Raw genomic sequence first — 22,652 nt, 5'->3', positions numbered from 1 at the left:
GACGGCATCTACGGCGTGGAAGCCAACGGCATTACCACCTTCGTCAATCCCGCTGCAGAGCGTATTCTCGGCTACCGCGCAGAAGAGCTGGCCGGCAGGAATATGCACAACATGGTGCATCACTCCCATGCGGATCATTCGCATTTCAATATGCAGGAGTGCCCTATCTTCGAGGCTTTTCGAGATGGCACCGTTCACCGGGTAGAAGACGAGACGTTCTGGACCAAATCCGGCAAGCCCATCGATGTGGAGTAGACCAGTACACCGGTTCGGGACAACGTTTTTATTGTCGGCGCAGTGGTAATTTTTCGCGATATTTCCCAGAAAAAAACCGACCGCAAACGGCTACTGGAAGCACTGGCGGAAGTGGAACAGCTGAAAAATCAGCTGGAACTGGAGAATGCCTACCTGCAGGAAGAAATCAATTCCGAATTCAATCACCACCAGATCATTGGAAAAAGCGCTGCTGTACAGCATATCCTGCAAAAAATTCAACTGGTCGCGCCCACAGACTCCACGGTCCTCATCAGTGGTGAGTCAGGCACCGGCAAGGAACTGATTGCCAGAGCTATCCACGAAATGAGCCGCCGCTCCAATCGCTCACTGATCCGGGTCAACTGCGCAGCCATTCCGGCGGATCTGTTCGAGAGTGAATTCTTCGGCCATACCAGAGGCGCTTTCACCGGCGCCACCAACGATCGACCCGGTCGCTTTGAACTGGCCAACGGTGGCACACTGTTCCTCGACGAAGTCGGTGAAATACCCCTGCACCTCCAGGGCAAGCTGTTGCGGGTTTTACAGGAACAGCAGTTTGAGCGGGTGGGCGAATCGAAAACACGCCACGTGGACGTTCGAATCATCACCGCCACCAATCGCAATCTCAAAGAACAGGTGCAACGGGGCCAATTTCGCGAAGACCTTTATTTTCGCCTCAATGTTTTCCCGATTGAATCAGTACCACTGCGTGACAGGAGAGAGGATGTCCCTTTGCTGACCCAGCATTTTTTGAAAAAAAGTTGTACCAGAACCAACAAGCAGGATCTGAAAATTTCACTCAGCGAGCTGGAAAAGCTGAAGGGCTACCACTGGCCGGGAAATATCCGGGAGCTTGAAAATGTGATCGAACGCCAGGTCATACTCGCCCAGGGGCCAACCCTGAGGTTCAGTGATCTGTTGGCCAGAGATCAACAAAATGTCCCCATAGCTGACAAGGAACAGGGTAACGGGGTCCTGACTGTCTCCGACCTCAAGCAACAGGAACGCCGCAACCTTCTGATTGCACTTGAAAAATGTCATGGCAAAGTGTCTGGCCATGGCGGCGCAGCCCAGCTGCTGGGTATAAAGCCCACCACGCTGGCGTCGAGGATCAGGAAACATCAGATTGATACCAGACGCTTTAAGCAGAACTCCAACTAACGGTAGTAACACCGGTTTGGTGCCCGATAAGCTGTCAGGATATTGCCCGCCCTGCACTAACACTGTACGGGTATTTTCTGCGCTTGCTTGAATAGCACAGCAAAATCAATAACCATAGGAACGCCTGAGATTATCAAGTAGAACAAATTGCCAGAGGCAGCCCATCAAATGCCTCAAGAATAAAAATCACCCGCAACCAATGCACACCGCGCATAACAATAGCTGCACCAGAGCAATGAGAGAAGGAACCATAATGAATAATCGATTGAAAGAAGCGGCGGACAGCGTATTGACGAATACGGTCGCGGAGTCCGGTGGTGCACCCGGCATTGTGGCCATGGTCACGGACAAGGGGGCCAATGTCTATGAAGGGACTGCCGGGGTGAGAGAGATGGGCAAAACAGAGCCCATAGCCACCGATTCCGTGTTTGCCATTTTTTCCTGCACCAAAGCCCTGACCGGCACCACTCTGATGCAGCTCATCGAAGAGGGACTGGTCAGTCTCGAGGATCGCGCCAAAGAATATGTGCCCGACATCGCCGAGATTCAGGTACTCGATGGTTTTGATAGCAACGGTCAACCGAGGCTGAGGGCCCCGAAATCCGATATCACCATCAATCAACTGATGCTGCATACCGCCGGCTTTGGTTACGAGTTCTTCAGCCACGATGACCTGGCCTTCCGCACTGCAAGGGAAACTGCATCGGTGGTATCCAGCACGTTTGATGGCATCAAGTCCGTGCTGCTGCACGATCCCGGAGAGCGCTGGATGTACGGGGTCAACCTCGACTGGGTGGGTAAGATTGTTGAGGCGGTGCGAGGAAAACGCCTGGGCGAAGTCATGAAAGAACGAATTTTTCAGCCACTGGGGATGACGGACAGCGCCTTCACCCTGACCCCCGCCATGCAATCACGACTGGCCAGCTTGCATACCCGCGCCGAAGACGGTCAGCTGGCCCCCTGGGACCTGGTGCTTCCTCAGCCACCCGAGATGGATATGGGCGGGCATGGACTATATGGCACGGTACCGGATTACATGAAATTTATCCGGATGATACTGAATGACGGCGACGGGCCAGAAGGGCGTGTACTGAAGAAAGAAACCGTAGAAAAAATGTCCAGAAATGGGCTAGCTGGATTACAAAGTGGCGGCTGGGCAACCTCGATGCCGGCGCTTTCCAACAGTGGCGAGTTCTTTCCCGGGCTGAAAAAGTCCTGGGGTTATACGTTCCAGATCAACGATGAGCCAACCCCCTCTGGCCGACCTGCCGGGCAGATAATGTGGGCGGGACTGGCGAACCTGTTCTACTGGATTGACCGGAAAAATGGCATCGGTGGCATGTGGGCTTCACAAATATTGCCTTTTAAAGATATTTCCTCCTATCCCGGTTTTGTTGACTTCGAATCCTGTGTTTATCGGCACCTGGAATAAAAAAGCCGCGCCCGATTTTACCGGGCGCGGCTTCAACTTGATCTGATTGCTTAGCGTGAGGCAACGCGTCTTGGCCGCGGCGCACCCTGGGTCGGTTTTGCCCCAGTGGATCTGCGACGATCGCCTGCGGCATTGCCACCATTGCGATTGCCAGTGCTGCGGGCATGCTGGGGTTTGCCCGGTCGACGTGCGCCTGTTGTGGCGCCGGGACGGCCACCACTCCCGCTACGGCGACCATTCTGGATAGGCTCGGGTCGAATGGAGAGATCCGGCTCAAAGCCTTTGATATTTCCCCGGGGAACCTCGCGTTTCAGCACCCGCTCTATGTCGCGCAGCAACTTGTGCTCGTCCACACAGACCAGTGAAATCGCTTCGCCCTCATTGCCGGCACGACCGGTGCGCCCGATACGGTGCACATAATCCTCGGGCACATTGGGCAATTCGAAATTCACCACGTGCGGCAGCTGATCAATATCCAGCCCACGGGCGGCAATATCCGTCGCCACCAGTACCCGGACCGAGCCCTTTTTGAAATCCGCCAGGGCTTTCGTCCGGGCACCCTGACTTTTGTTGCCGTGAATCGCAGCAGCCCGCAAGCCATCTTCTGTCAACTGATCGGCAAGCCGGTTGGCACCGTGCTTGGTTCGGGTAAAGACCAGCACTTGCTGCCAGTTGCCGCCACCAATCAGATAGGACAACAGCTCGCGTTTGCGACCCTTGTCCACCAGATGAACGGTTTGGGCCACCTGTTCAGACGCCGTATTGCGACGAGCTACCTCGATCAGCACGGGCGCATCGAGCAAACCGTCAGCCAGGCGTTTAATCTCATCGGAAAAGGTTGCGGAAAACAACAGATTCTGACGTCGCTTTGGCAGCAGGGCCAAAACCTTGCGGATGTCATGGATAAAACCCATGTCCAGCATGCGATCCGCTTCGTCCAATACCAGGATTTCCACCTGGGACAGATCGAGGGTACGCTGATTTACATGGTCCAGTAACCGACCCGGTGTGGCGATCAGAATATCCACGCCTCTGCGCAACATTGAAATCTGTGGATTGATATTGACGCCACCAAAAATCACACCGGATTTCAGCGGTAGGTGCTTGCCGTAAGTGACGACACTCTCAGCCACCTGTGCAGCCAATTCACGGGTGGGGGTTAATACCAAGGCACGAACCGGGCGGCAATTGTCAGCAGGCTTTTTGCCGCTGAGGCGATGCAATAATGGCAGGGTAAAACCGGCCGTTTTTCCAGTGCCGGTTTGAGCGCCTGCCAGGACATCGCGGCCCTGGAGAATAATGGGAATGGCTTTGGCCTGAATGGGGGTAGGTATTCTGTAACCCTGATCGGACACAGCACGAAGCAATTCGGCCGACAGGCCGAGGTCATTAAATGACATATAAATTTTAACTCCGGAACCGGCCTAGCGATGCATTGAGCACAGTAACGGTCTTAGGCTGGCAACAATTGATTAAGGGGGGTGTCAGGGAAAAACCGAAAGGAAAGTACCGAGGACACTACAGGTACCGACCGATGGATACCATGCGGGGGCACTATAACAACACCCCCAGGACAAGTCGAACAACTTATTTTATATGACCGTTTTTATTTGTGGCCAAACCGCCAGCGGCTCAGTTTTTGTCAAGCAACCCCTTGAAGCCACCCAATTTGTCCTCTACCTGCTTCTTGATTTGATCTCCTGCCTCTTTAAGTGCACCAGAATTGGCTGCCGCATTGGCAGCATTTTTGTTGATCGCCACCATAACCTGTCTGACCACTTCGGCAGCGCTGGCACCATTGGATTTCTCGCCAATGCCGGTCAACTGAATGTCCGGCAAGGTCAACTCAATGGGCTTCGCGTTCAACAACGGATTCACATAGCTCATTTTTGCACCGGTAATTTTCAGATCGCGGATGATGAGTTTTTTGGCCGCGCCTTCACTGGAGTCATCGGCAGCAGAAGCTGGCGTATCCTCGCCAGCCGCCTCACTGATATTTTTCTGTAGCTGACTGAGGTTGGTACCGCCTTTACCCGACTCGTAAGTAATTTCAGGGGCAACAATACGAAGACTATTGATAACAATGGTATCGGTGGTCACGGACCCCGGTTCGACCGAGAGAAATATTTCCCCAAGGGAGAATGCATTGGCATCGCTGAAGCCAGCGGGGTTAGCCACCACCAGACCCCGTAAACTACCCTCACCAGTTTTCAGGGAAAGGTCTACATCTGCCAGCGTGACATCCGATTGAGTCAATCTTGGGCCCACGGTTTCTACAGCCGCCTTGATGCCACGATCAAGATTAAATATCCCGATCACCAGTAAAAGGACCAACACGACCACCAGACCGGCTACAATCTTTAACAGTGTTTTCATAATCACTCTCCCCCCGGCTCCCTTGGGCAGGAAGTCCATATTTATTCATTCACATAAAATGAAAGTGTACAACAATCCGATCGAATGCCAAAAACCTGGAATCTGTTATGACAAAAACCACCAGAATCGGCCCGGCATACCTGCTTTTGGGAATGCGACTACTCCATCACCGACAACTGCGCTGGCTGGTATTGTGGCCCTTACTGATCAATGCTTTTTTGTTTATTGGCCTTACCTGGTTGGCAGTTGACCAGTTTGGTCAGCTACTTGGCTGGCTGACAAGTATGATTCCAACCTGGCTGGACTTTATCAGGTGGATCTTCTGGGTGCTCTTTGGCGGCTTTTTACTGCTGGTCTACGGCTACACGTTTGCCATTCTCGGAAATTTACTGGCCTCACCATTCTATGGGCCGCTTTCGGAACGGACAGAACAGGTGCTCACCAACAATATTCAGGAAACACCAATTTCAGCAAGGCATCTACTGGCACTGGCCGGTAGCGCCATGAAACGGGAATTGATCAAACTGGGGTATTTTTTGCCGAGAATCCTCGGCGTCCTGGCGCTGACACTGGCTCTGTCATTTATCCCGGTATTGAATCTGGTGGGACCGGCGATTGCATTTCTGTGGGGAGGATGGTCTTTGGCTTTGCAATATCTGGACTATCCGGCAGACAACCATCGACAGTCATTTGCCGAGCTGCGTGGCGCATTGAAAAAACAGCGCCTGCAATCACTGAGCTTTGGTGGCACCGTGCTGATTGCCACCACCGTGCCACTGCTGAACCTTTTCGTCATGCCCGCTTCAGTGGTCGGTGCCACCTGTTTCTGGTTCGACCATCTGGCCGAAGACAGGCCATCACTGAAGCGCAGCAATAACCATCGTCCTCAAACGTGACCGAGCAATTCCGGGCCAGGCTGTTCACAGTGCAGCTCTCTACCCAGCAACTTCTGGATAGGTTCCAGCAAAAAGGCATCGTCCTCACAGGCGAAACTGATGGAGGTGCCGAATTTGCCAGCACGACCGGTGCGACCGATCCGGTGTACATAGTCCTCAGGCTCTTCGGGCAGGGTAAAATTGATAACGTGACTGACCCCGTCGATATGGATACCGCGGCCTGCCACGTCAGTAGCAACCAGCACCTTGAGCTTACCTGACTTAAAGTCATCCAGAGTCTTGACCCGCTTTGCCTGGGGAACGTCACCCGACAACAAGCCCACGCTGAAACCCTTTCCTTTCAGCTTCTCCTGTAATCGCCGACATTGATCACGGCGGTTGGCAAAGACAATCACACTTTCCACCGCTTCCTGCTGCATGATGCCATCCAGCAAGCGGAATTTTTCTTTTGCCGAAACAATAAAGACTTTCTGGTCAACACTGTCAGTGGCCACACTCTCCGGCTCAATTTCAATGCTCACCGGACTCACGGTCCACTGTTCGGCAAGGTTGACTACCTCCGGGGTAAACGTGGCAGAAAAAAACAGCGTCTGACGATTTTCACGGGGAGGTGTGAGCCTGACAATACGTCGCACCTGGGGAATAAACCCCATATCCAGCATGCGGTCAGCTTCATCGAGCACCAATACTTCAACCCTGTCCAGGTAGACATCACGACTGCCAGCAAAGTCCAGCAAGCGGCCCGGCGTGGCCACAAGAATGTCGCAAACACTCTCAAGCAAATGGCGCTTTTGTTTGTCATAGTCCATACCGCCCACCAGGGTGTGCACATGCAGGTCCGTGTATTTACAGAGATCCTTGGCATCCTGAGCGATTTGCATGACCAGCTCGCGGGTGGGCGCGATAATCAGCGAGCGGGCCTCACCCGCAAAACGCTCATCATCGATGGTGTGATTCAGCAATTCTGTAATAATCGTGACCAGGAAGGCAGCCGTTTTTCCGGTACCGGTCTGGGCTTTACCAACCACATCATGGGCCCTGAGAGTAAACGGAAGTGAGCGAGCCTGAATCGGCGAGCAGTATCGAAAACCAAGGTCAGCAATACCGTGCATCAACGATTCTGGTAGATCCAGATCGTGGAATCGCAGTTTTCCCTCCTCTTCGGGCACCTGAAAGTCCGACAGGGTCCATAAACTTTCTCTGGGTTTGTCGGGCGCTTTACTGCGGCGGGCAGGTCGTTTGGGTTGTGTCTCGGGAGATTGGGGCGTGGTTTGTTCAGTCATAATATGCCAACGGAAGGGAATGTCCGGATTAGCCCGGTCTTGAAAACAGCAAAATTATAGCACGGGATAAAAGTACTGCATTCGGAACCACAGAAAACAGCGATTGCGGTTATATCCGCCCTGCCTGTTTCTCAGAAAATCTATCGCAACAATTTTACCGGCACACGTCTAGGCCCCCAATTGCCCGGCACCGATTCAAACACACCCGGCAATGGCGCATCACAGACATGACATCGACCCTCCGCCGTGATGCCCCAAAAACCCAACTGATACCAGTCTCTTTCAATCACAACCTCATGACAATTTGGACAGAATGTACTGCCACCACTCGGATCGTGGACATTACCCGTGTAGGCAAAGTGAATACCATTGCCCAAGGCAATTTGCCGTGCGCGACTCAGGGTTTCCGGTGGGGTGGCCGGCGTATCGCGCATTTTCCAGTCGGGGTGAAACGCCGTGAAGTGCATCGGCACATCCGGCCCCAGCTCGCTCATCACCCAACGGGTCATAGCATCGAGCTCTTCATCGGAATCGTTTTCCCCGGGGACCAACAGGGTCGTCAGCTCCAGCCAAACATCTGTCTCGTGAGCCACATACTGGAGTGTCTCCAGAATGTTCTGAAGCTCGCCACCACAGACCTTCCGGTAAAAGACCTCGGTAAAACCTTTCAAATCAATATTGGCTGCATCCATATACTGAAAAAACTCACGGCGCGGGGCATCCTGAATATAGCCGGCACTGACGGCCACAGTTTTTACCCCCACTTCCCGGCAGGCCTTGGCGACATCCACGGCATATTCCAGAAAAATGACCGGGTCATTATAGGTAAAGGCGATGCTGCGGCAACCCAGTTCCAAAGCAGTCTCTGCCAGTCTCACCGGCATTGCCGAATCTGCCAGGGTATCCATCTCGCGGGATTTACTCATATCCCAGTTCTGGCAGAATTTACAGGCGAGATTGCAACCTGCGGTACCAAAGGACAGCACCGAACTGCCCGGCAAAAAATGGTTAAGCGGTTTTTTTTCGATAGGATCTACACAAAAACCACTCGACCGACCATAGCTGTAGAGGACAATCTCATCGCCTTCCCGGCCCCGGACATAACAGAGCCCGCGCTGCCCTTCATGCAACCTGCATTCGCGCGGGCAGACATCACACTGCAATCGCCCATCGGCAAGCGCATGCCAATAGCGAGCCGGGTATGTTGCCGGTGACAATTGATTGTTCGTCGCCATAAATGAAGTTCACCTGCTTTCAAAACAATCATAAAAGCACACTATAGTTATAGAACAACTCCAGACGTTTACGGCTATCATGACCAGAACCAGAACAGCTGCTGTAGCAGGCACATTTTACCCGGCAGATCCTGTTGTATTGCAGCATCAGGTAGATCAGCTGTTGGCAGAAGCAACCTGCAACACTTTACTGTCAGCCGAGGGCTTCAGACCGAAGGCACTGATTGTTCCCCATGCTGGCTACCCCTATTCAGGACCAATTGCCGCCACAGCCTACCGCTGCTTATCGCCGGTGAGCCGGGAAATTTCCCGGGTGATATTAATTGGCCCCTGCCACCGCATTCCCCTGCAGGGTTTGGCTGCACCCTCAGCGACTGCCTTTCAGACACCACTCGGCAATGTACCGGTAGATCGTCAAAGCATTGACATGCTGGCCAGGCAATCCCTGATAACACTGGATGACGACGCCCACCAGTTTGAACACAGCATTGAAATTCAGCTGCCCTTTTTACAGCGTGTCCTGCATGAATTCATGCTGCTGCCACTGGTTGTCGGCAATACACCCGGAGAACGAGTTACCGATGTATTAAGGCGCGTGTGGGGCAACCGGGAGACCCTGATTGTAATCAGCACAGACCTGAGTCACTATCATTCCTACCATGAGGCGCAACGGCTGGATAAATTCACGTCTTCAATGATTGAGGGATTTGACAGCCATCTAACCGGTGAACAGGCCTGTGGTAACCGGGCGGTTAATGGACTGCTGAAACGGGTGGAGGAAGCACACCTGAAACTGAAAACATTGGATGTCAGAAACTCCGGTGATATCGCCGGAGATCGAGATCGCGTAGTAGGATACGGCGCCTATGTCATTTATTGAGATCAGCGAGGACGATCAGCAGATATTGTTGACACTCGCCAGGGAAAGCATTCGTGTCAGACTGCTGTTTGACCGGGACCTGCAAATTGATGAGACCGCCTTCAGTCACACCTTGCAGCAACCGGCTTGCAGTTTTGTCACACTGAAAATCAAGCAGATATTGCGCGGATGCATCGGCTCGACAGAGCCCTCTCGACCGCTGGTAATGGATGTTGTACACCATGCCGCCTCTGCAGCATTGGATGACCCCCGTTTCCCTCCGCTATCCCTGCAGGAGGAACCACTAACTTCCATTGAAATAGCTGTTCTCAGCCACGCCACGCCAATGCTGTTTTCCAGCGAGGATGAACTACTGTCACAGCTTCAGCCCGGCATCGACGGGCTTACCCTGGAATCCGGCGCTCTGCGTGCAACGTTTTTGCCCAGTGTCTGGACCACACTCCCCGACAAGCGGCAATTTCTCGATCACCTCAAGCGCAAGGCTGGCCTGGAGCCGGAACTACCCGCGGAAAAACTCAAGGCATGGCGCTATCAAGCCGTGTGTTTTCGGGAATAACGGTTTTTAACTGACAACACTTGGAGTACCCTTGCCGCAGCTCAGTATCCAGGCCCAGAGGCAGCCACCATGACCAAAGACCAGACCCGTAACATGCGCAGCGCCATGGGTAACTTTGCCACCGGTATCACGGTGATAACCACACGGGATGCAGATGGCAATGCCAGAGGCATGACCGCCAACAGTTTCTCCTCCGTGTCGCTTGAACCGGCGCTGGTTTCCTGGTGTGTGGGCAGTGAATCGCGGTTATTTGGACTGTTTCAGGAACAGGACTATTTCGCTGTTAACATCCTGCACAGTGGTCAGTCCAACCTGTCACAATTATTTGCCGGTACCGATGACAACAAATTTGCCAATGTTCGGTGGCACTCGGGGCTACATGGACTACCGCTGCTGGATGACTGCCCCTGTCATTTTCAATGCCAAATCGAACATCGCTATCCCGGTGGCGATCATGTCATTCTGGTGGGCCGGGTACTCGAATTCAGCAATACTGAAATGGACCCGCTGATTTTCCACGGCGGCCAGTACCGGCAGCTTAAAACTATCGAGTAACCCGGAAGCAGGTTATGCCATACGCCCGGCGGTAACGCGCTCTCGCCCTGCCAAATCGAGATGTGTTGCCACCGTCAGAAAACCGGCCTGGCTCATCAATTGACGCACCATGCCACCCTGCTGCCAGCCGTGCTCAAGCAATAGCCAGCCGCCAGGATTAAGATGCTCACCAGCCCTTTCGATAATCACCGTCAGATCACCAAATCCATCGTCAGGGGCCACCAATGCAGAAGCTGGCTCAAAACGAACATCGCCCTGCCGCAAATGCGTATCAGCTGCATCAATATAGGGTGGATTGCTCACCACCAGATCAAAACGGGAGCCGGCAAGGGCTGAAAACCAGTCGCTACGGAAAACCCGAACATTGCCATAGCCCAGCTCCCGGCAATTACACTCCGCCAGCGCCAAAGCATCGGGGAAAGCATCCACCGCCGATATCTGCCAGAGCGGCCGTTCGCTGGCCAGCGCCAGCGCTAACGCACCCGTGCCCGTGCCCAGATCTGCCACCGAGGCGGTGTCACCCAGAGGCAATGCCAGCGCCAATGTCACCAATAATTCAGTCTCTGGCCGGGGAATCAGAGTGGCAGGGGAGACTCGTAACAACAGCGACCAGAACTCCCGCCAGCCAGTGAGATAGGCTATCGGTTCACCTCGTACCCGGCGCGTAAACAGTGCCTCAAAGCCGGCCACCTCAGAGGGCAGCAATCGGTATTCTGGCCAGGTATAAAGGTAAGCTCTCGGCTTTCCGAGCACATGACAAAGCAGCAATTCGGTATCCAGCCGGGGGGTCTCACTGATGCCGGACAGCTCGTGGCTGCGCGTCAGCAGACTGGCGATGTCGGGCACCACAGATCAGCCCGACAGGGCGGCCAATTGCCCCGCCTGGTGTTCATGAATCAGCGGCTCCACCACTTCATCCAGGTGGCCTTCGAGAACCTCTCCCAACTTGTAGAGCGTCAGATTAATGCGGTGATCCGTGACCCGCCCCTGGGGAAAGTTATAGGTACGGATTCGCTCGGAACGATCGCCACTGCCTACCAGCAGACGCCGCTCGTCGGCAATATTTTTTGCAGCCACTTCATCCTGAGCACTTTTCAGCCGGGCCGCCAACAATGACATCGCCCTTGCCCGATTCTTGTGTTGGGAGCGCTCATCCTGACACTCAACTACCAGCCCGGAGGGCAGGTGAGTAATGCGGATGGCGGAATCGGTTTTATTGACGTGTTGACCGCCGGCACCCGATGCACGGAACGTATCAACCCGGAGGTCACTTTTATTGATGTTGACCTCTTCCAGTTCATCGGCTTCCGCCATGATTGCCACGGTACAGGCAGAGGTGTGAATCCGCCCCTGGGACTCTGTTTCGGGAACCCGTTGCACGCGGTGGGCACCGGATTCAAATTTCAGCCGGGAATAAGCCCCCTGCCCGACGATACGACTGATAATTTCTTTATAACCACCGTGTTCACCGAGGCTTTCACTGATGATTTCCACTTTCCAGCGTTGGCTTTCCGCATATTTGCTGTACATCCGAAACAGGTCCCCGGAAAAAATCGCCGCCTCGTCACCCCCTGTTCCAGCCCTTATCTCGAGGAACACATTGCGCTCATCATTGGGGTCTTTCGGCAACAAGAGGGTCTGCAGCTCAATCTCGAGCCCTGAAAGCCGGCTTTGATTTTCGATAAGCTCCTCTTCAGCCATATCACGCATATCCGCATCGGCATCCTTGAGCAATAATCGCGCCTCATCAATATTGTCCTGCACGCGATGATAGTCTCGATAGCTTTTTACCACTGGCTCCAGCTCGGCATATTCGCGGGACAATTCACGGAAGCGCGTTTGCTGGCCAATCACTTCGGGGTCGCTCAATAGTGCACCCACCTCTTCGTAGCGGTCCGCCAGGTGTTGCAGTTTTTCCAGAATGGACTGTTTCATTGATACTCGTTAAGTAGAGAGTTATACGGATCGTATTATTTGGGTTCAGAGTCGGGTTTTCTGAGACCGAACAGGTCATGGGCCAGACTAAGCTGCTCTGTGCGACCCGCTTCGCCGGCCTGCTTCAACCGCGTGGTGGGGACATGCATCAATTTGTTGGTAATATTGCGCGCCAACGCTTTTAACACTTGCTCTGGAGCCTGCCCTGCACGCAACAACGCGAGAGCTTTATCCAGCTCCTGATCACGCACCTGCTCGGCACCGCTGCGAAAAGCACGAATGGTTTCCACCACGTCCAGCCCCCACAGCTGGCTTTGCCAGGCACTCACCCCTTCTTCGATAATCTGCTCTGCCTTGCTGGCAGCACTCTGTCGGGAGCGAATGTTCTCCTCGATTACCGCCTGCAGATCATCGACCGTATAGAGATAGACATCCTGAAGTTTCGCAACCTCCGGCTCAATGTCCCTCGGCACTGCGATATCCACCATGAAGACGGGTTTGTGCTTGCGCTGTTTCAACGCCGACTCTACGGCACCCTTCCCCAGAATCGGCAACTGACTGGCGGTGGAGGAAATCACCATATCGGCTCTGGGCAAAAATTCGGGTATTTCCGACAGCAAAATGGCCTGTGCGCCAAACTGACACGCCAGATCCTGCGCACGACTGAGGGTTCGGTTAGCGACCATTATACCCTTCACCCCTTTTTCCCTGAGATGCCGGGCCACCAGCTCTATCGTTTCACCGGCACCAATCAGCAACGCCCGCACCTCACGAAGATCGGAAAATATTTGCTGCGACAGACTGACAGCCGCGTAGGCAACGGAGACGGGATTCTGGCCGATAGCGGTTTCTGTGCGAACCCGCTTGGCGACAGCAAAGGCCTGTTGAAATAACTGATTGAGCTGGGCTGAAACTTTACCGGCTTCCCTGGCCACGGCATAACAGGATTTCATCTGGCCGAGAATCTGGGGCTCGCCCAACACCATGGAATCGAGCCCACAGGCTACTTTCATGATATGCCGGACGGCGTCATTGTCCCGATACAGATAATGGCAGGGATACAGTTCCGGCAAAGAAATGCGGTGATAATCTGCCAGCCAGCCCAGGGCCTGCTCGGGCTCGGCACCAATGCCATAAATTTCTGTCCGGTTACAGGTCGAGAGAATGGCGACTTCATCGATATCGGCAGAGTCACACAACTGCTGCATGGCCTCAGCAGTCTGCTCAGGGGAAAAGGCCACTTTCTCCCGGATATCGAGAGACGCGGTACGGTGGTTGATCCCGAGGGCAAAAATCGTCATTACAGCAGTGCTTGGCAGTTGACCGGCAATTGTCCGATTCTGGCCAGTCAAAGACAAGCGGTATCGAATTTAACCCGATCTGCAATATTCCCCTTTCGTTATTGTCTGAGTTATTGGATACAATGCCACCATCGCGGGTTGCGGCTCGGATTGAACCACACCCGTATATCCCTCATCAAAATCTACAGAGTATCAGGCTGAAGCCAGCCCCTATGAAAACACCCGGCCACCTATTACTGCCCCTGCTGCTGACTTGCCAGATATTGACAGGTTGCGCCCACCAGATATCCGAGAAAGTCGAGCATCAGGCATCAACGCCAGAGCAGGCCATAGACGATGCTACCCACCCCCAGGTTGCCGCCGGGCAAAAACCTGACACACCACACCGACAATTCCCCACGGAGACCTTTTATGACTTGCTGGTAGGAGAACTGGCCGGCATGCGCAATCACCTGGATATTGCGCTGGACAGATACACGACACAGGCGAGAGTCACTCGCGACCCAGCCGTTGTCGCCAGGGCGACCAGCATTGCCGCCTACGCGGAGGATCGATCGGCACTATTGGAAATGGCCGTGTTATGGAGCGAAATTGAACCGCAAAATCTGGATGCACGCAGTTTGGCGGCCCTCTCGCTTGCACGTAGCGGTCAACTCAGCGAGGCCATGACACATGCAGTTTATTCCCTGCGCAAGGGCGATGACGAATCAATCATGTCCATCGCTGTGGCCGCCAGCGCTCTCAGCATCGAACAACGAACACCGTTACTGGCCGAATACACCACACTTGTCGAGGAATTTCCTGACAGCCAAACACTGCTGCTCGCCAGCGCCATGCTGTTCAGCCAGCAAGAGGATCTGCAACAGGCATTGAATACCATTGATCGGCTACTGGTGTTGGCTCCAGAACAAGAGAATGCACTCATGTTCAAAGCGCAACTGCTCCACCAGCTGGATCGAAAAAAAGAGGCTATCGCGTTTCTCGCCAGCAGCCTGAAGATCTTGCCCGACAGAATGAAGCTGCGTCTGCAGTACGCCAGACTGCTTTCAGAAGACGATCTGGAAGGGGCCCATGCACAATTGCGCCTGCTGGCTGACGAACACCCCCGCGACACGGAACTGTTATTCACCCTCGCGATGGTAAGCCGCGGCCTGAACAAGACCGAGGAAGCACGTCACTTATTCACTGACCTCACCCGTCACCCGGGAACCGCTGCGGCTGCCCATTTCGAGCTGGGGAGAATCGCAGAAGAGGCAGAGGACATCAATGCGGTACTGTTCCATTATGGCCAGGTACGCAATGGCACAAAGTTTCTCCCGGCGGCAGTCCGGCTCAGCGCATTTATCGCAAAGTATGACGAGCTGAACAGCGCCCGGCTCTACTTGCATGAATTGCGACTGAACCATCCCCAACACTCGGCGCCCCTGTTTCAGATAGAGGCTGAACTGCTTGCCGACCAGGATATGCTGGATGATGCCCGCAGCCTGATGAATGAAGCCATCGATGAGCACCCTGACAACATTACCTTGCTCTACAACCGCTCAATGTTGAGTGAACAGCAAAGTGACTTTGCCAGCTCGGAAAGGGATCTCCGGGCCATTCTTGCCAGGGATGCCGACAACGCCACCGCACTGAATGCGCTCGGCTACACACTGACCGTGAATACCGATCGCTATGAAGAGGCCTATCAGCTGATCAACCGCGCTCTGGAGCTAAACCCCGGCGATCCAGCCACCACCGACAGCCTTGGCTGGGTTCTCTACCAGATGGGGAATCACGAGGAGGCACTGGTTCATCTGCGCAAGGCGTTGAAAAAATTGCCGGACCCGGAAATTGCTGCTCATCTGGGAGAGGTTCTATGGGTCACTGGCGATCGGGAAGAGGCTCGCACTGTCTGGCAAACAATCCTCGACAAAGATCCGGACAATACGATCGTCCTGGAAACCATAGAACGCCTGAAGGCGGACTAGGGTCAATCATGCACCTGCGACTCCTATTGCTAATAATGCTTCTTGGCGGCTGTGCCGGGCAAACCCCACAGCCACCGGCCACAGTTGCAAACTGGCAAGAACACACCCAACACCTGCCGCAACTTGACCACTGGTTACTGGAGGGCAAGCTCGGCTACCGGGACAGCCGCGATGGTGGCAGCGCCTGGGTAAACTGGCAGCAATCCGGCACCACCTTCGATGTACAACTGCATGGACCTTTCGGCAGTGGGGCAACGCGCATCGTCGGTGACGACAACCACGCAGAACTGCAACAGTCCGGCGAGGACACGCTGACGGCCGCATCCCCGGCAGCACTGACGGTACAACTTTTCGGCTGGCAGTGGCCCGTGGACCAGCTACAATTCTGGGTTCGTGGTATCCCTTCACCCCACGAGCCAACAGCGCTACGGACACACAACGCAGAGGGGACCCTGGCAGCACTACAGCAATCCGGCTGGCAGCTGGCGTTTACCGGTTATGAACAGGTTGACCAGTGGGTTCTGCCCACCCGGATCAAGGGCAACAGCGGGGAGTTCAACTTTACCCTCGTCATCAAGCGCTGGTATCCCGAGGATACTGCGCCTTGAGACTATCACTGCCTGCTCCGGCCAAATTGAACCTGTTTCTTCATATTACCGGTCGGCGCGAGGACGGTTATCACAACCTGCAAACCCTCTTTCAACTGCTCGATTACAGCGACCTGCTGGATTTTGAACTTAACGACAGCGGCAGGATTTGTCTCACCGATGATCAAACCGGTATCCCCGCGACAGAGAACCTGGTTTACCGGGCAGCACGCTGCCTGCAGGCACAGACCGGCTGTCAACTGGGAGCCAATATCCGTTTGCAGAAGCGACTGCCAATGGGCGGCGGGCTCGGTGGTGGCAGCAGTAATGCGGCCACCACGCTGATGGGACTCAACGCCCTGTGGAAGACGGCCCTATCCAAACAGCAACTGACGACCATGGGAGGAAAGCTGGGTGCGGATATCCCCCTGTTTATTTTTGGCCAAAGCGCCTGGGCCGAGGGCATTGGTGAACAACTCACGGCCATCGAATTGCCACCCGCCTGGTACCTGGTTATCGTGCCGGATGCCCATGTTTCAACAGCAAAAATATTCGCCCATCAGGGTTTGACAAGGAACACGCATCCGATCAAAATACGCGCCTTTCTCGAGCGGGGTGGTAGAAACGATTGCCAGGCAGTGGTGGAATCGCTCTATCCCCAGGTAAAAGCGGCCCGCTTATGGCTGGCTCAATTTACCGAAGCCCGATTGACGGGAACCGGCGCCTGCTTGTTCGGCTGCTTTGACTCAGGCACCGCTGCAGAGTCAGTACTGGAACAACTGCCACATCAATGGCAGGGCTTTGTTGCTAGGGGGGTCAACCAATCCCCGTTACTTCAGCAGCTACCGTCTAAATACTAAATTGGGGTGTCGCCAAGTGGCTAAGGCAACGGGTTTTGATCCCGTCATTCGGAGGTTCGAGTCCTCCCACCCCAGCCATTATTTCTCTGGATTCCTTCAGGCCCCGGAGACATTTCGATACTGATCAGGAAAAAGCCGTGCCTAACTTGATGGTTTTCTCCGGGAATGCCAACCCGGAGCTGACAAACGAAATTACCCGTCACCTCGGCTTGAATACGGGCAAAGCACTGGTGTCTCAGTTTTCGGATGGCGAAATCAATATCGAGATCAGGGAAAATGTGCGCGGTCGCGATGTCTTCGTCGTCCAGCCCACCTGCGCACCCACCCATAAAAATCTCATGGAGCTGGTACTCATCATTGACGCGCTGCGACGCGCCTCGGCCACCCGCATCACAGCCGTTGTGCCCTACTTTGGCTACGCACGCCAGGACCGCCGGGTTCGTTCGATACGGGTGCCGATCAGCGCCAAGGTGGTAGCAGACATGCTGACCAACGCCGGAGTTGACCGCGTCATGACGGTGGATCTCCACGCCGAGCAAATCCAGGGGTTTTTTGATTGCGCGGTGGACAATGTCTATGGCTTGCCCGTACTACTGACCGATGTAGAGAGACAGAACTACGAAAACCTGACGGTGGTTTCACCGGATATTGGCGGTGTCGTTCGGGCCAGAGCGATGGCAAAACAGCTCAACACCGACCTGGCCATCATTGACAAGCGCCGCCCGGAAGCCAATCAGGCCCAGGTCATGAACATTATTGGCGAAGTCGAAGATCGCACCTGCCTGCTGATCGACGATATCGTCGATACGGCGGGCACACTTTGCAAGGCCGCCGATGCACTCAAGGAACACGGCGCGAAAAAAGTGGTTGCCTACTGCACGCACCCGGTGCTTTCCGGCAAAGCCATCGACAATATTGAAAGCTCTGCACTGGACACCCTGGTGGTCACCAACAGCATTCCACTGACCGAGGCGGCGAGAAACTGTCCGCAAATCCGGTCGCTGAGCCTCGGACAAATGCTGGCAGAAGCCATGCGCCGGGTCAGCAACGAAGAATCCATCAGTGCCATGTTCGACTGACAGGCACAGGATAACCAACTGCCCATTTGGGCTTTTTAACTCCCGCAAGGGATTTTTGGTACCCCCGGCCTCGATTCTGGTCGCGGATCAGCAGGGGTTACAACAGGAGTCAAGGCAATGTCCAATGATTTTCAATTGAATGCTATGGCCCGCGAGGACATGGGGAAAGGTGCGAGCCGCCGCCTGCGTCGTCTGGCTAACCAGGTGCCCGCCATCATTTACGGTGGTCAAAAAGCACCACAAAGTATCAGTATCGCCCACAACGAACTGGCACATGCGCTGGATAACGAAGCGTTTTACTCGCACATTATTGCGCTGAATGTGGCGGGCGAGTCCCAGCAGGTGATTCTGAAAGATGTACAGCGTCACCCATCCAAACCAACCATCATGCATGCAGATTTTCTGCGGGTGAGCAAAACCCAGAAACTTCACACCAAAGTGCCGATCCACTTCACCAATGAAGAGACCTGCGTGGGCGTGAAACCCGGCGGCGGCATTATCTCTCGCACCATGACCGAGCTGGACATTACCTGTTTACCCGCAGACCTGCCCGAGTTCATTGAACTGGATGTTGCCGCTGTTGAAATTGGCCAGATTCTACACATCTCGGATATCAAGCTGCCCGCTGGTGTTGAGAGCGTGGCTTTGAGTCACGGCGAAGAGCATGATTTGCCCGTATTCACCGTCAACAAACCCAAATCAGCCGCTACTGAGGAAGATGCGGGTGATGAAGAAGGTGGTACTACCGAAGAAAGCAACGGCGACGAAGAGTAAGTACGGGGGAGTTGCTCCCTTAGCACTTACTGTTCGCGTTAGCGGGCCCCGACATTGGACACACCTGTTCAACTTATTGTGGGGCTGGGTAATCCCGGCCCCCAATATGATCGAACCCGTCACAATGCCGGGGCTGATTTCGTTCTGGCGCTCGCCAGTCACTACGGGGTCAGCCTGAAAGCCGACAATAAATATTTTGGCCTCACCGGCAAAGCCGTGATCAACGGCAACCTGGTCTGGCTGTTGGTTCCTACCACGTTCATGAACCGCAGCGGCAAGGCCGTTGCAGCCCTTGCCGGGTTCCACCGGATTCGCCCCCAAGCCATTCTGGTGGCCCACGACGAACTGGATCTCAATCCTGGTATCGCCAGGTTCAAGCTGGGCGGTGGACATGGCGGTCACAACGGCCTGAAAGACACGATTCTTGCACTGGCAAACAATCGTGATTTCGCGCGCCTGCGCATCGGGATCGGCCATCCCGGCCACGCCAGCGAGGTGGTCAATTTCGTGTTGCGGCGAGCACCGAGCTCCGAACAACAATTGATTGACCAGAGTATCGAGAATGCCATCAAAACAATAGAGCCCGCTGTTAATGGCCAGTGGAACAGCGCCATGAAAGCGCTGCACTCAATCACCCCCTAAACCAACAACGGTATTGAGGTCATATAGTCATGGGTTTTAACTGCGGTATCGTCGGTCTACCGAATGTGGGCAAATCCACTCTCTTCAATGCATTGACCCAGGCGGGGATTGACGCGGCAAACTTTCCTTTCTGCACGATTGAGCCAAACACCGGGATCGTGCCCATACCGGATCCCCGTCAGGACAAACTCGCCGCCATCGTCAAGCCGGAGCGTATCGTTCCCGCCACCATGGAGTTTGTCGATATCGCCGGACTGGTTGCCGGGGCCTCCAAGGGCGAAGGGCTGGGCAATAAATTTCTCGCCAATATTCGCGAAACCGATGCCATTGCCCATGTGGTGCGCTGTTTTGACGACGACAACGTGGTGCATGTCGAGGGCAAAATCAATCCGGTATCGGATATTGAAATCATCAATACCGAGTTAGCACTCGCCGATCTGGATACGGTGGAAAAAGCCTTACTGCGCGTGGCCAAGGCGGCCAAGGGTCAGGATAAGGAAGCCATGGCGATAAAAGTGGTGCTGGAAAAAGCACAGCCCCATCTCAATGAGGCAAAACCATTGCGCTCACTGGCCCTCACCAACGAGGAGCTGAAAACAATACGCTCGCTGAACCTGCTGACGCTGAAACCCACCATGTATATTGCCAACGTCGATGAAACCGGGTTTGAAAACAACCCCTATCTCGATCAAGTCAATGCAATAGCCGCCGCAGAACATGCGATCGTCGTCCCTATCTGCAATAAACTGGAATCAGAAATAGCGGAACTGGGCGACGACGAAAAACTCGACTTCCTGCAGGAGATGGGTATGGAAGAACCCGGCCTGAACCGGGTGATTCGCGCCGGCTATTCACTACTGGGACTGCAAACCTACTTCACCGCCGGAGTAAAGGAAGTGCGCGCCTGGACGATTCCCGTGGGCGCCACGGCGCCACAGGCAGCGGGCAAAATCCATACCGAGTTTGAGAAAGGTTTTATCCGGGCCGAAGTCATTGCCTATGAAGACTTTGTCATCGGCAATGGTGAGCAGGGCGCCAAGGATGCCGGCAAATGGCGCCTCGAAGGCAAGGAATACATTGTCCGAGATGGCGATGTCATCCATTTTCGCTTTAACGTCTGAGCGCTCTACAGCCGGAAGATTTATTCACACCTTTCCCCGCCAGCCAAAAACTGCTGCGCCCGCCGATGCGGGCGTTTTGCTCTACGGACTGCCATCAACCCCTATAATGAAGCAATGATCCAATCACTGAAGGTCCTTATCCTTGCGCTTCTGCTGGCGGTCCTGCTGCTGGTTGTTCTGACCCGCCATGTGCCGGGATTTCAGATCAGCAGCGTCCTCGTATTGATCAACACTCTGACTGGAACCGGCAGTCCTGCCGAGCTGGAGAGCATTCCCGATCAACTGACCATTTCCGAGGGGTTTGAACTCACACTTTTTGCCGACAACATTCCCAATGCCCGCTTTATGAAAACCACCCCCACCGGTCAACTGTTGGTCAGATCGCCGAAAACCGGCACAGTCTATCTCCTGGCTGATACTGACGACACCGATATGGCTGATGAGCGCATCCCGCTCATCAGCGGCCTGAACCGCCCACACGGACTCGACATTTTCCAGGACGGTGAGACGTCCTGGCTTTATATCGCCGAGACCCATGCGGTAGGTCGTATCGCCATAAACTGGTCAACGGCATCAACCCAGGGCGAGTATCAGCAACTGATCACCGACCTCCCTGATACCGGTGGCCACTGGACCAGGACGATCCAGTTTGGTGCCGATGGCTGGCTTTATCTCACAGTCGGTTCAAGCTGTAACGTCTGCGAGGAAACCGATCCCCGACGAGTCGCCATGATGCGCTACCGACCGGACGGTTCAGGCGAACAGATTTACGCCACTGGCCTGCGCAACAGCGTGGGCTTTGACTGGGCCCCCTGGGATAACCGCCTCTACGCCACGGACAATGGCCGGGATCGGCTGGGTGACAATTTCCCTCCCTGCGAACTGAACCAGATCGAAGCAGGTGGTTTTTATGGCTGGCCCTATATCAACGGGTTTGGCGACCTCGATCCCGATTTTGGGCAGCGCGAGTCGGCGGAGAATAAAGCTGCCCTCCTCGCCAAGAGTATTCCACCTGTGTTTGGCTTTCGGGCCCACAATGCGCCGCTTGGCATGAGTTTTTAAAGCATCCCGACCGTCCGGAAAGGTACCGGCGCACCGCTCTGGTGGCACTGCACGGCTCCTGGAACCGTACCGAACCGGATGGTTACAAAGTCGTTGCCCTGCACTGGGATCGGCAGGGGGAAATCACCAGCGAGGATTTCGCCAGCGGCTTCCTGCGCCCCGACAATAAGGTCATCGGTCGCCCGGTAGACATCGAGGAGGGGATAGACGGTAGCATTTTTATCTCGGATGACTACGCCGGAGCCATTTATCGGGTACGTCACCATTAATTTTCAACAGACAAAGAGACAGCCTGAAATACCGACCTGAACAGATAAGCGCAGTCATCATGACACTGCTATTTGCTCTCAGGCATCAACTGTCTCCGGCGGTGAATACGCCTTGACAACATCCGGTAAAATCGAGAAAATTCGCGCCCGTTATTCAGGCAATGGCTACGTAGCTCAGCTGGTTAGAGCACAGCATTCATAATGCTGGGGTCGGTGGTTCAAGTCCACCCGTAGCTACCATCTCATTCAGTGACTGACGTGCAGGTGTCGATGGTAGTCACTGGCTGACCAAACGAATCGGCAACCATCATTTTTTTCTCATATCGGCTCCCGCGCAATCGGAGAGAGTTCCCCCCCACTTATTAGGTAGTACCGGCACACTATTATTAGAGACCGGTGTTTTTTGATAAGTGGCCAGTTACG

23 protein-coding genes and 2 tRNA genes are annotated in these 22,652 nt (G+C 54.5%); 18 read left to right on the top strand and 7 right to left on the bottom strand.

Annotated elements, in window-relative coordinates:
- From ACTF5G_RS03650 to ACTF5G_RS03640, 3 genes are all read left to right on the top strand, one after another.
- Window positions 1–255 (top strand): PAS domain S-box protein (locus tag ACTF5G_RS03650; RefSeq protein ID WP_438951456.1); only part of this gene is annotated, 255 nt, incomplete at its 5' end.
- Between the two features lie 42 nt (window positions 256–297).
- Window positions 298–1,416, top strand: coding sequence for a sigma-54 interaction domain-containing protein (locus ACTF5G_RS03645; protein ID WP_438951455.1), 1,119 nt, complete (start codon window positions 298–300; stop codon window positions 1,414–1,416).
- Window positions 1,417–1,669: 253 nt separating this feature from the next.
- Window positions 1,670–2,848 carry a serine hydrolase domain-containing protein gene (locus ACTF5G_RS03640; protein ID WP_438951454.1) on the top strand — a complete coding sequence of 393 codons (1,179 nt, stop codon included), beginning with the start codon at window positions 1,670–1,672 and terminating at the stop codon, window positions 2,846–2,848.
- 50 nt (window positions 2,849–2,898) lie between these two features.
- Here ACTF5G_RS03640 and ACTF5G_RS03635 read toward each other — a convergent pair whose 3' ends face one another.
- Both ACTF5G_RS03635 and ACTF5G_RS03630 read right to left on the bottom strand, forming a co-directional pair.
- Window positions 2,899–4,248, bottom strand: coding sequence for a DEAD/DEAH box helicase (locus ACTF5G_RS03635; protein ID WP_438951453.1), 1,350 nt, complete (start codon window positions 4,246–4,248; stop codon window positions 2,899–2,901).
- Window positions 4,249–4,480: 232 nt separating this feature from the next.
- A complete protein-coding gene (locus ACTF5G_RS03630) occupies window positions 4,481–5,224 on the bottom strand; it encodes a DUF748 domain-containing protein (RefSeq protein ID WP_438951452.1) in 744 nt (247 codons plus the stop codon).
- A 107-nt stretch (window positions 5,225–5,331) separates the two neighbouring features.
- Between ACTF5G_RS03630 and cysZ the strand changes: the two genes are divergently transcribed.
- Window positions 5,332–6,120, top strand: coding sequence for a sulfate transporter CysZ (cysZ, locus tag ACTF5G_RS03625; protein WP_438951451.1), 789 nt, complete (start codon window positions 5,332–5,334; stop codon window positions 6,118–6,120).
- Here cysZ and rhlB read toward each other — a convergent pair.
- Window positions 6,111–7,403 carry an ATP-dependent RNA helicase RhlB gene (gene rhlB / locus ACTF5G_RS03620; protein ID WP_438951450.1) on the bottom strand — a complete coding sequence of 431 codons (1,293 nt, stop codon included), beginning with the start codon at window positions 7,401–7,403 and terminating at the stop codon, window positions 6,111–6,113. The two genes, cysZ and rhlB, sit on opposite strands and share 10 nt — an antisense overlap.
- A gap of 140 nt (window positions 7,404–7,543) precedes the next feature.
- Window positions 7,544–8,638 (bottom strand): AmmeMemoRadiSam system radical SAM enzyme, encoded by a 1,095-nt coding sequence (gene amrS / locus ACTF5G_RS03615; protein WP_438951449.1) that lies wholly within the window; start codon window positions 8,636–8,638, stop codon window positions 7,544–7,546.
- Window positions 8,639–8,717: 79 nt separating this feature from the next.
- On the opposite strand from amrS, the gene amrB reads away from it, so the two are divergent.
- The 3 genes from amrB (at window position 8,718) to ACTF5G_RS03600 (ending at window position 10,629) form a co-directional block, all read left to right on the top strand.
- A complete protein-coding gene (gene amrB / locus ACTF5G_RS03610; protein ID WP_438951448.1) occupies window positions 8,718–9,518 on the top strand; it encodes an AmmeMemoRadiSam system protein B in 801 nt (266 codons plus the stop codon).
- Window positions 9,505–10,074 (top strand): AmmeMemoRadiSam system protein A, encoded by a 570-nt coding sequence (amrA, locus tag ACTF5G_RS03605; RefSeq protein WP_438951447.1) that lies wholly within the window; start codon window positions 9,505–9,507, stop codon window positions 10,072–10,074. Before amrB ends, amrA begins: the two co-directional genes overlap by 14 nt.
- 69 nt (window positions 10,075–10,143) lie before the next feature.
- Complete coding sequence (locus tag ACTF5G_RS03600; protein ID WP_438951446.1) at window positions 10,144–10,629, top strand: flavin reductase family protein; 486 nt, start codon at window positions 10,144–10,146, stop codon at window positions 10,627–10,629.
- 12 nt (window positions 10,630–10,641) lie between these two features.
- Here the strand turns inward: ACTF5G_RS03600 and prmC are convergent, their stop codons facing one another.
- From prmC to hemA, 3 genes are read right to left on the bottom strand one after another with little or no spacing between them, the layout of a single operon-like run.
- Window positions 10,642–11,475, bottom strand: a complete 834-nt coding sequence (gene prmC / locus ACTF5G_RS03595; protein ID WP_438951461.1) for a peptide chain release factor N(5)-glutamine methyltransferase — start codon at window positions 11,473–11,475, stop codon at window positions 10,642–10,644.
- Window positions 11,476–11,481: 6 nt separating this feature from the next.
- A complete protein-coding gene (gene prfA, locus ACTF5G_RS03590) occupies window positions 11,482–12,564 on the bottom strand; it encodes a peptide chain release factor 1 (protein WP_438951445.1) in 1,083 nt (360 codons plus the stop codon).
- A gap of 35 nt (window positions 12,565–12,599) precedes the next feature.
- Window positions 12,600–13,865, bottom strand: a complete 1,266-nt coding sequence (gene hemA / locus ACTF5G_RS03585) for a glutamyl-tRNA reductase (RefSeq protein WP_438951444.1) — start codon at window positions 13,863–13,865, stop codon at window positions 12,600–12,602.
- 212 nt (window positions 13,866–14,077) lie between these two features.
- Between hemA and ACTF5G_RS03580 the strand changes: the two genes are divergently transcribed.
- From ACTF5G_RS03580 to ACTF5G_RS03530, 11 genes are all read left to right on the top strand, one after another.
- The gene (locus ACTF5G_RS03580) at window positions 14,078–15,835 is read left to right on the top strand and encodes a tetratricopeptide repeat protein (RefSeq protein WP_438951443.1); all 1,758 of its coding nucleotides are present in this window, start codon (window positions 14,078–14,080) and stop codon (window positions 15,833–15,835) included.
- An 8-nt stretch (window positions 15,836–15,843) separates the two neighbouring features.
- Complete coding sequence (gene lolB, locus ACTF5G_RS03575; RefSeq protein WP_438951442.1) at window positions 15,844–16,443, top strand: lipoprotein insertase outer membrane protein LolB; 600 nt, start codon at window positions 15,844–15,846, stop codon at window positions 16,441–16,443.
- Window positions 16,440–17,282, top strand: a complete 843-nt coding sequence (gene ispE, locus ACTF5G_RS03570) for a 4-(cytidine 5'-diphospho)-2-C-methyl-D-erythritol kinase (RefSeq protein ID WP_438951441.1) — start codon at window positions 16,440–16,442, stop codon at window positions 17,280–17,282. The genes lolB and ispE overlap by 4 nt, the downstream gene beginning before the upstream one ends.
- 2 nt (window positions 17,283–17,284) lie before the next feature.
- Window positions 17,285–17,360, top strand: a tRNA-Gln gene (locus ACTF5G_RS03565).
- 71 nt (window positions 17,361–17,431) lie between these two features.
- Complete coding sequence (locus ACTF5G_RS03560; RefSeq protein ID WP_438951460.1) at window positions 17,432–18,361, top strand: ribose-phosphate pyrophosphokinase; 930 nt, start codon at window positions 17,432–17,434, stop codon at window positions 18,359–18,361.
- A gap of 117 nt (window positions 18,362–18,478) precedes the next feature.
- The gene (locus ACTF5G_RS03555) at window positions 18,479–19,135 is read left to right on the top strand and encodes a 50S ribosomal protein L25/general stress protein Ctc (protein ID WP_438951440.1); all 657 of its coding nucleotides are present in this window, start codon (window positions 18,479–18,481) and stop codon (window positions 19,133–19,135) included.
- 54 nt (window positions 19,136–19,189) lie between these two features.
- Window positions 19,190–19,777 (top strand): aminoacyl-tRNA hydrolase, encoded by a 588-nt coding sequence (gene pth, locus ACTF5G_RS03550; RefSeq protein ID WP_438951439.1) that lies wholly within the window; start codon window positions 19,190–19,192, stop codon window positions 19,775–19,777.
- 29 nt (window positions 19,778–19,806) lie between these two features.
- Window positions 19,807–20,898, top strand: a complete 1,092-nt coding sequence (ychF, locus tag ACTF5G_RS03545) for a redox-regulated ATPase YchF (protein WP_438951438.1) — start codon at window positions 19,807–19,809, stop codon at window positions 20,896–20,898.
- Window positions 20,899–21,012: 114 nt separating this feature from the next.
- Complete coding sequence (locus tag ACTF5G_RS03540; RefSeq protein WP_438951437.1) at window positions 21,013–21,960, top strand: PQQ-dependent sugar dehydrogenase; 948 nt, start codon at window positions 21,013–21,015, stop codon at window positions 21,958–21,960.
- A gap of 41 nt (window positions 21,961–22,001) precedes the next feature.
- A complete protein-coding gene (locus ACTF5G_RS03535; protein WP_438951436.1) occupies window positions 22,002–22,229 on the top strand; it encodes a hypothetical protein in 228 nt (75 codons plus the stop codon).
- A gap of 163 nt (window positions 22,230–22,392) precedes the next feature.
- Window positions 22,393–22,469, top strand: a tRNA-Met gene (locus ACTF5G_RS03530).
- Window positions 22,470–22,652 lie beyond the last annotated feature (183 nt).

This window comes from Porticoccus sp., from assembly GCF_965660005.1.
GTDB lineage: Bacteria > Pseudomonadota > Gammaproteobacteria > Pseudomonadales > Porticoccaceae > Porticoccus.
The sequence above is the reverse complement of the archived record's forward strand: the minus strand, read 5'-3'. Positions and strand labels throughout refer to the sequence as shown.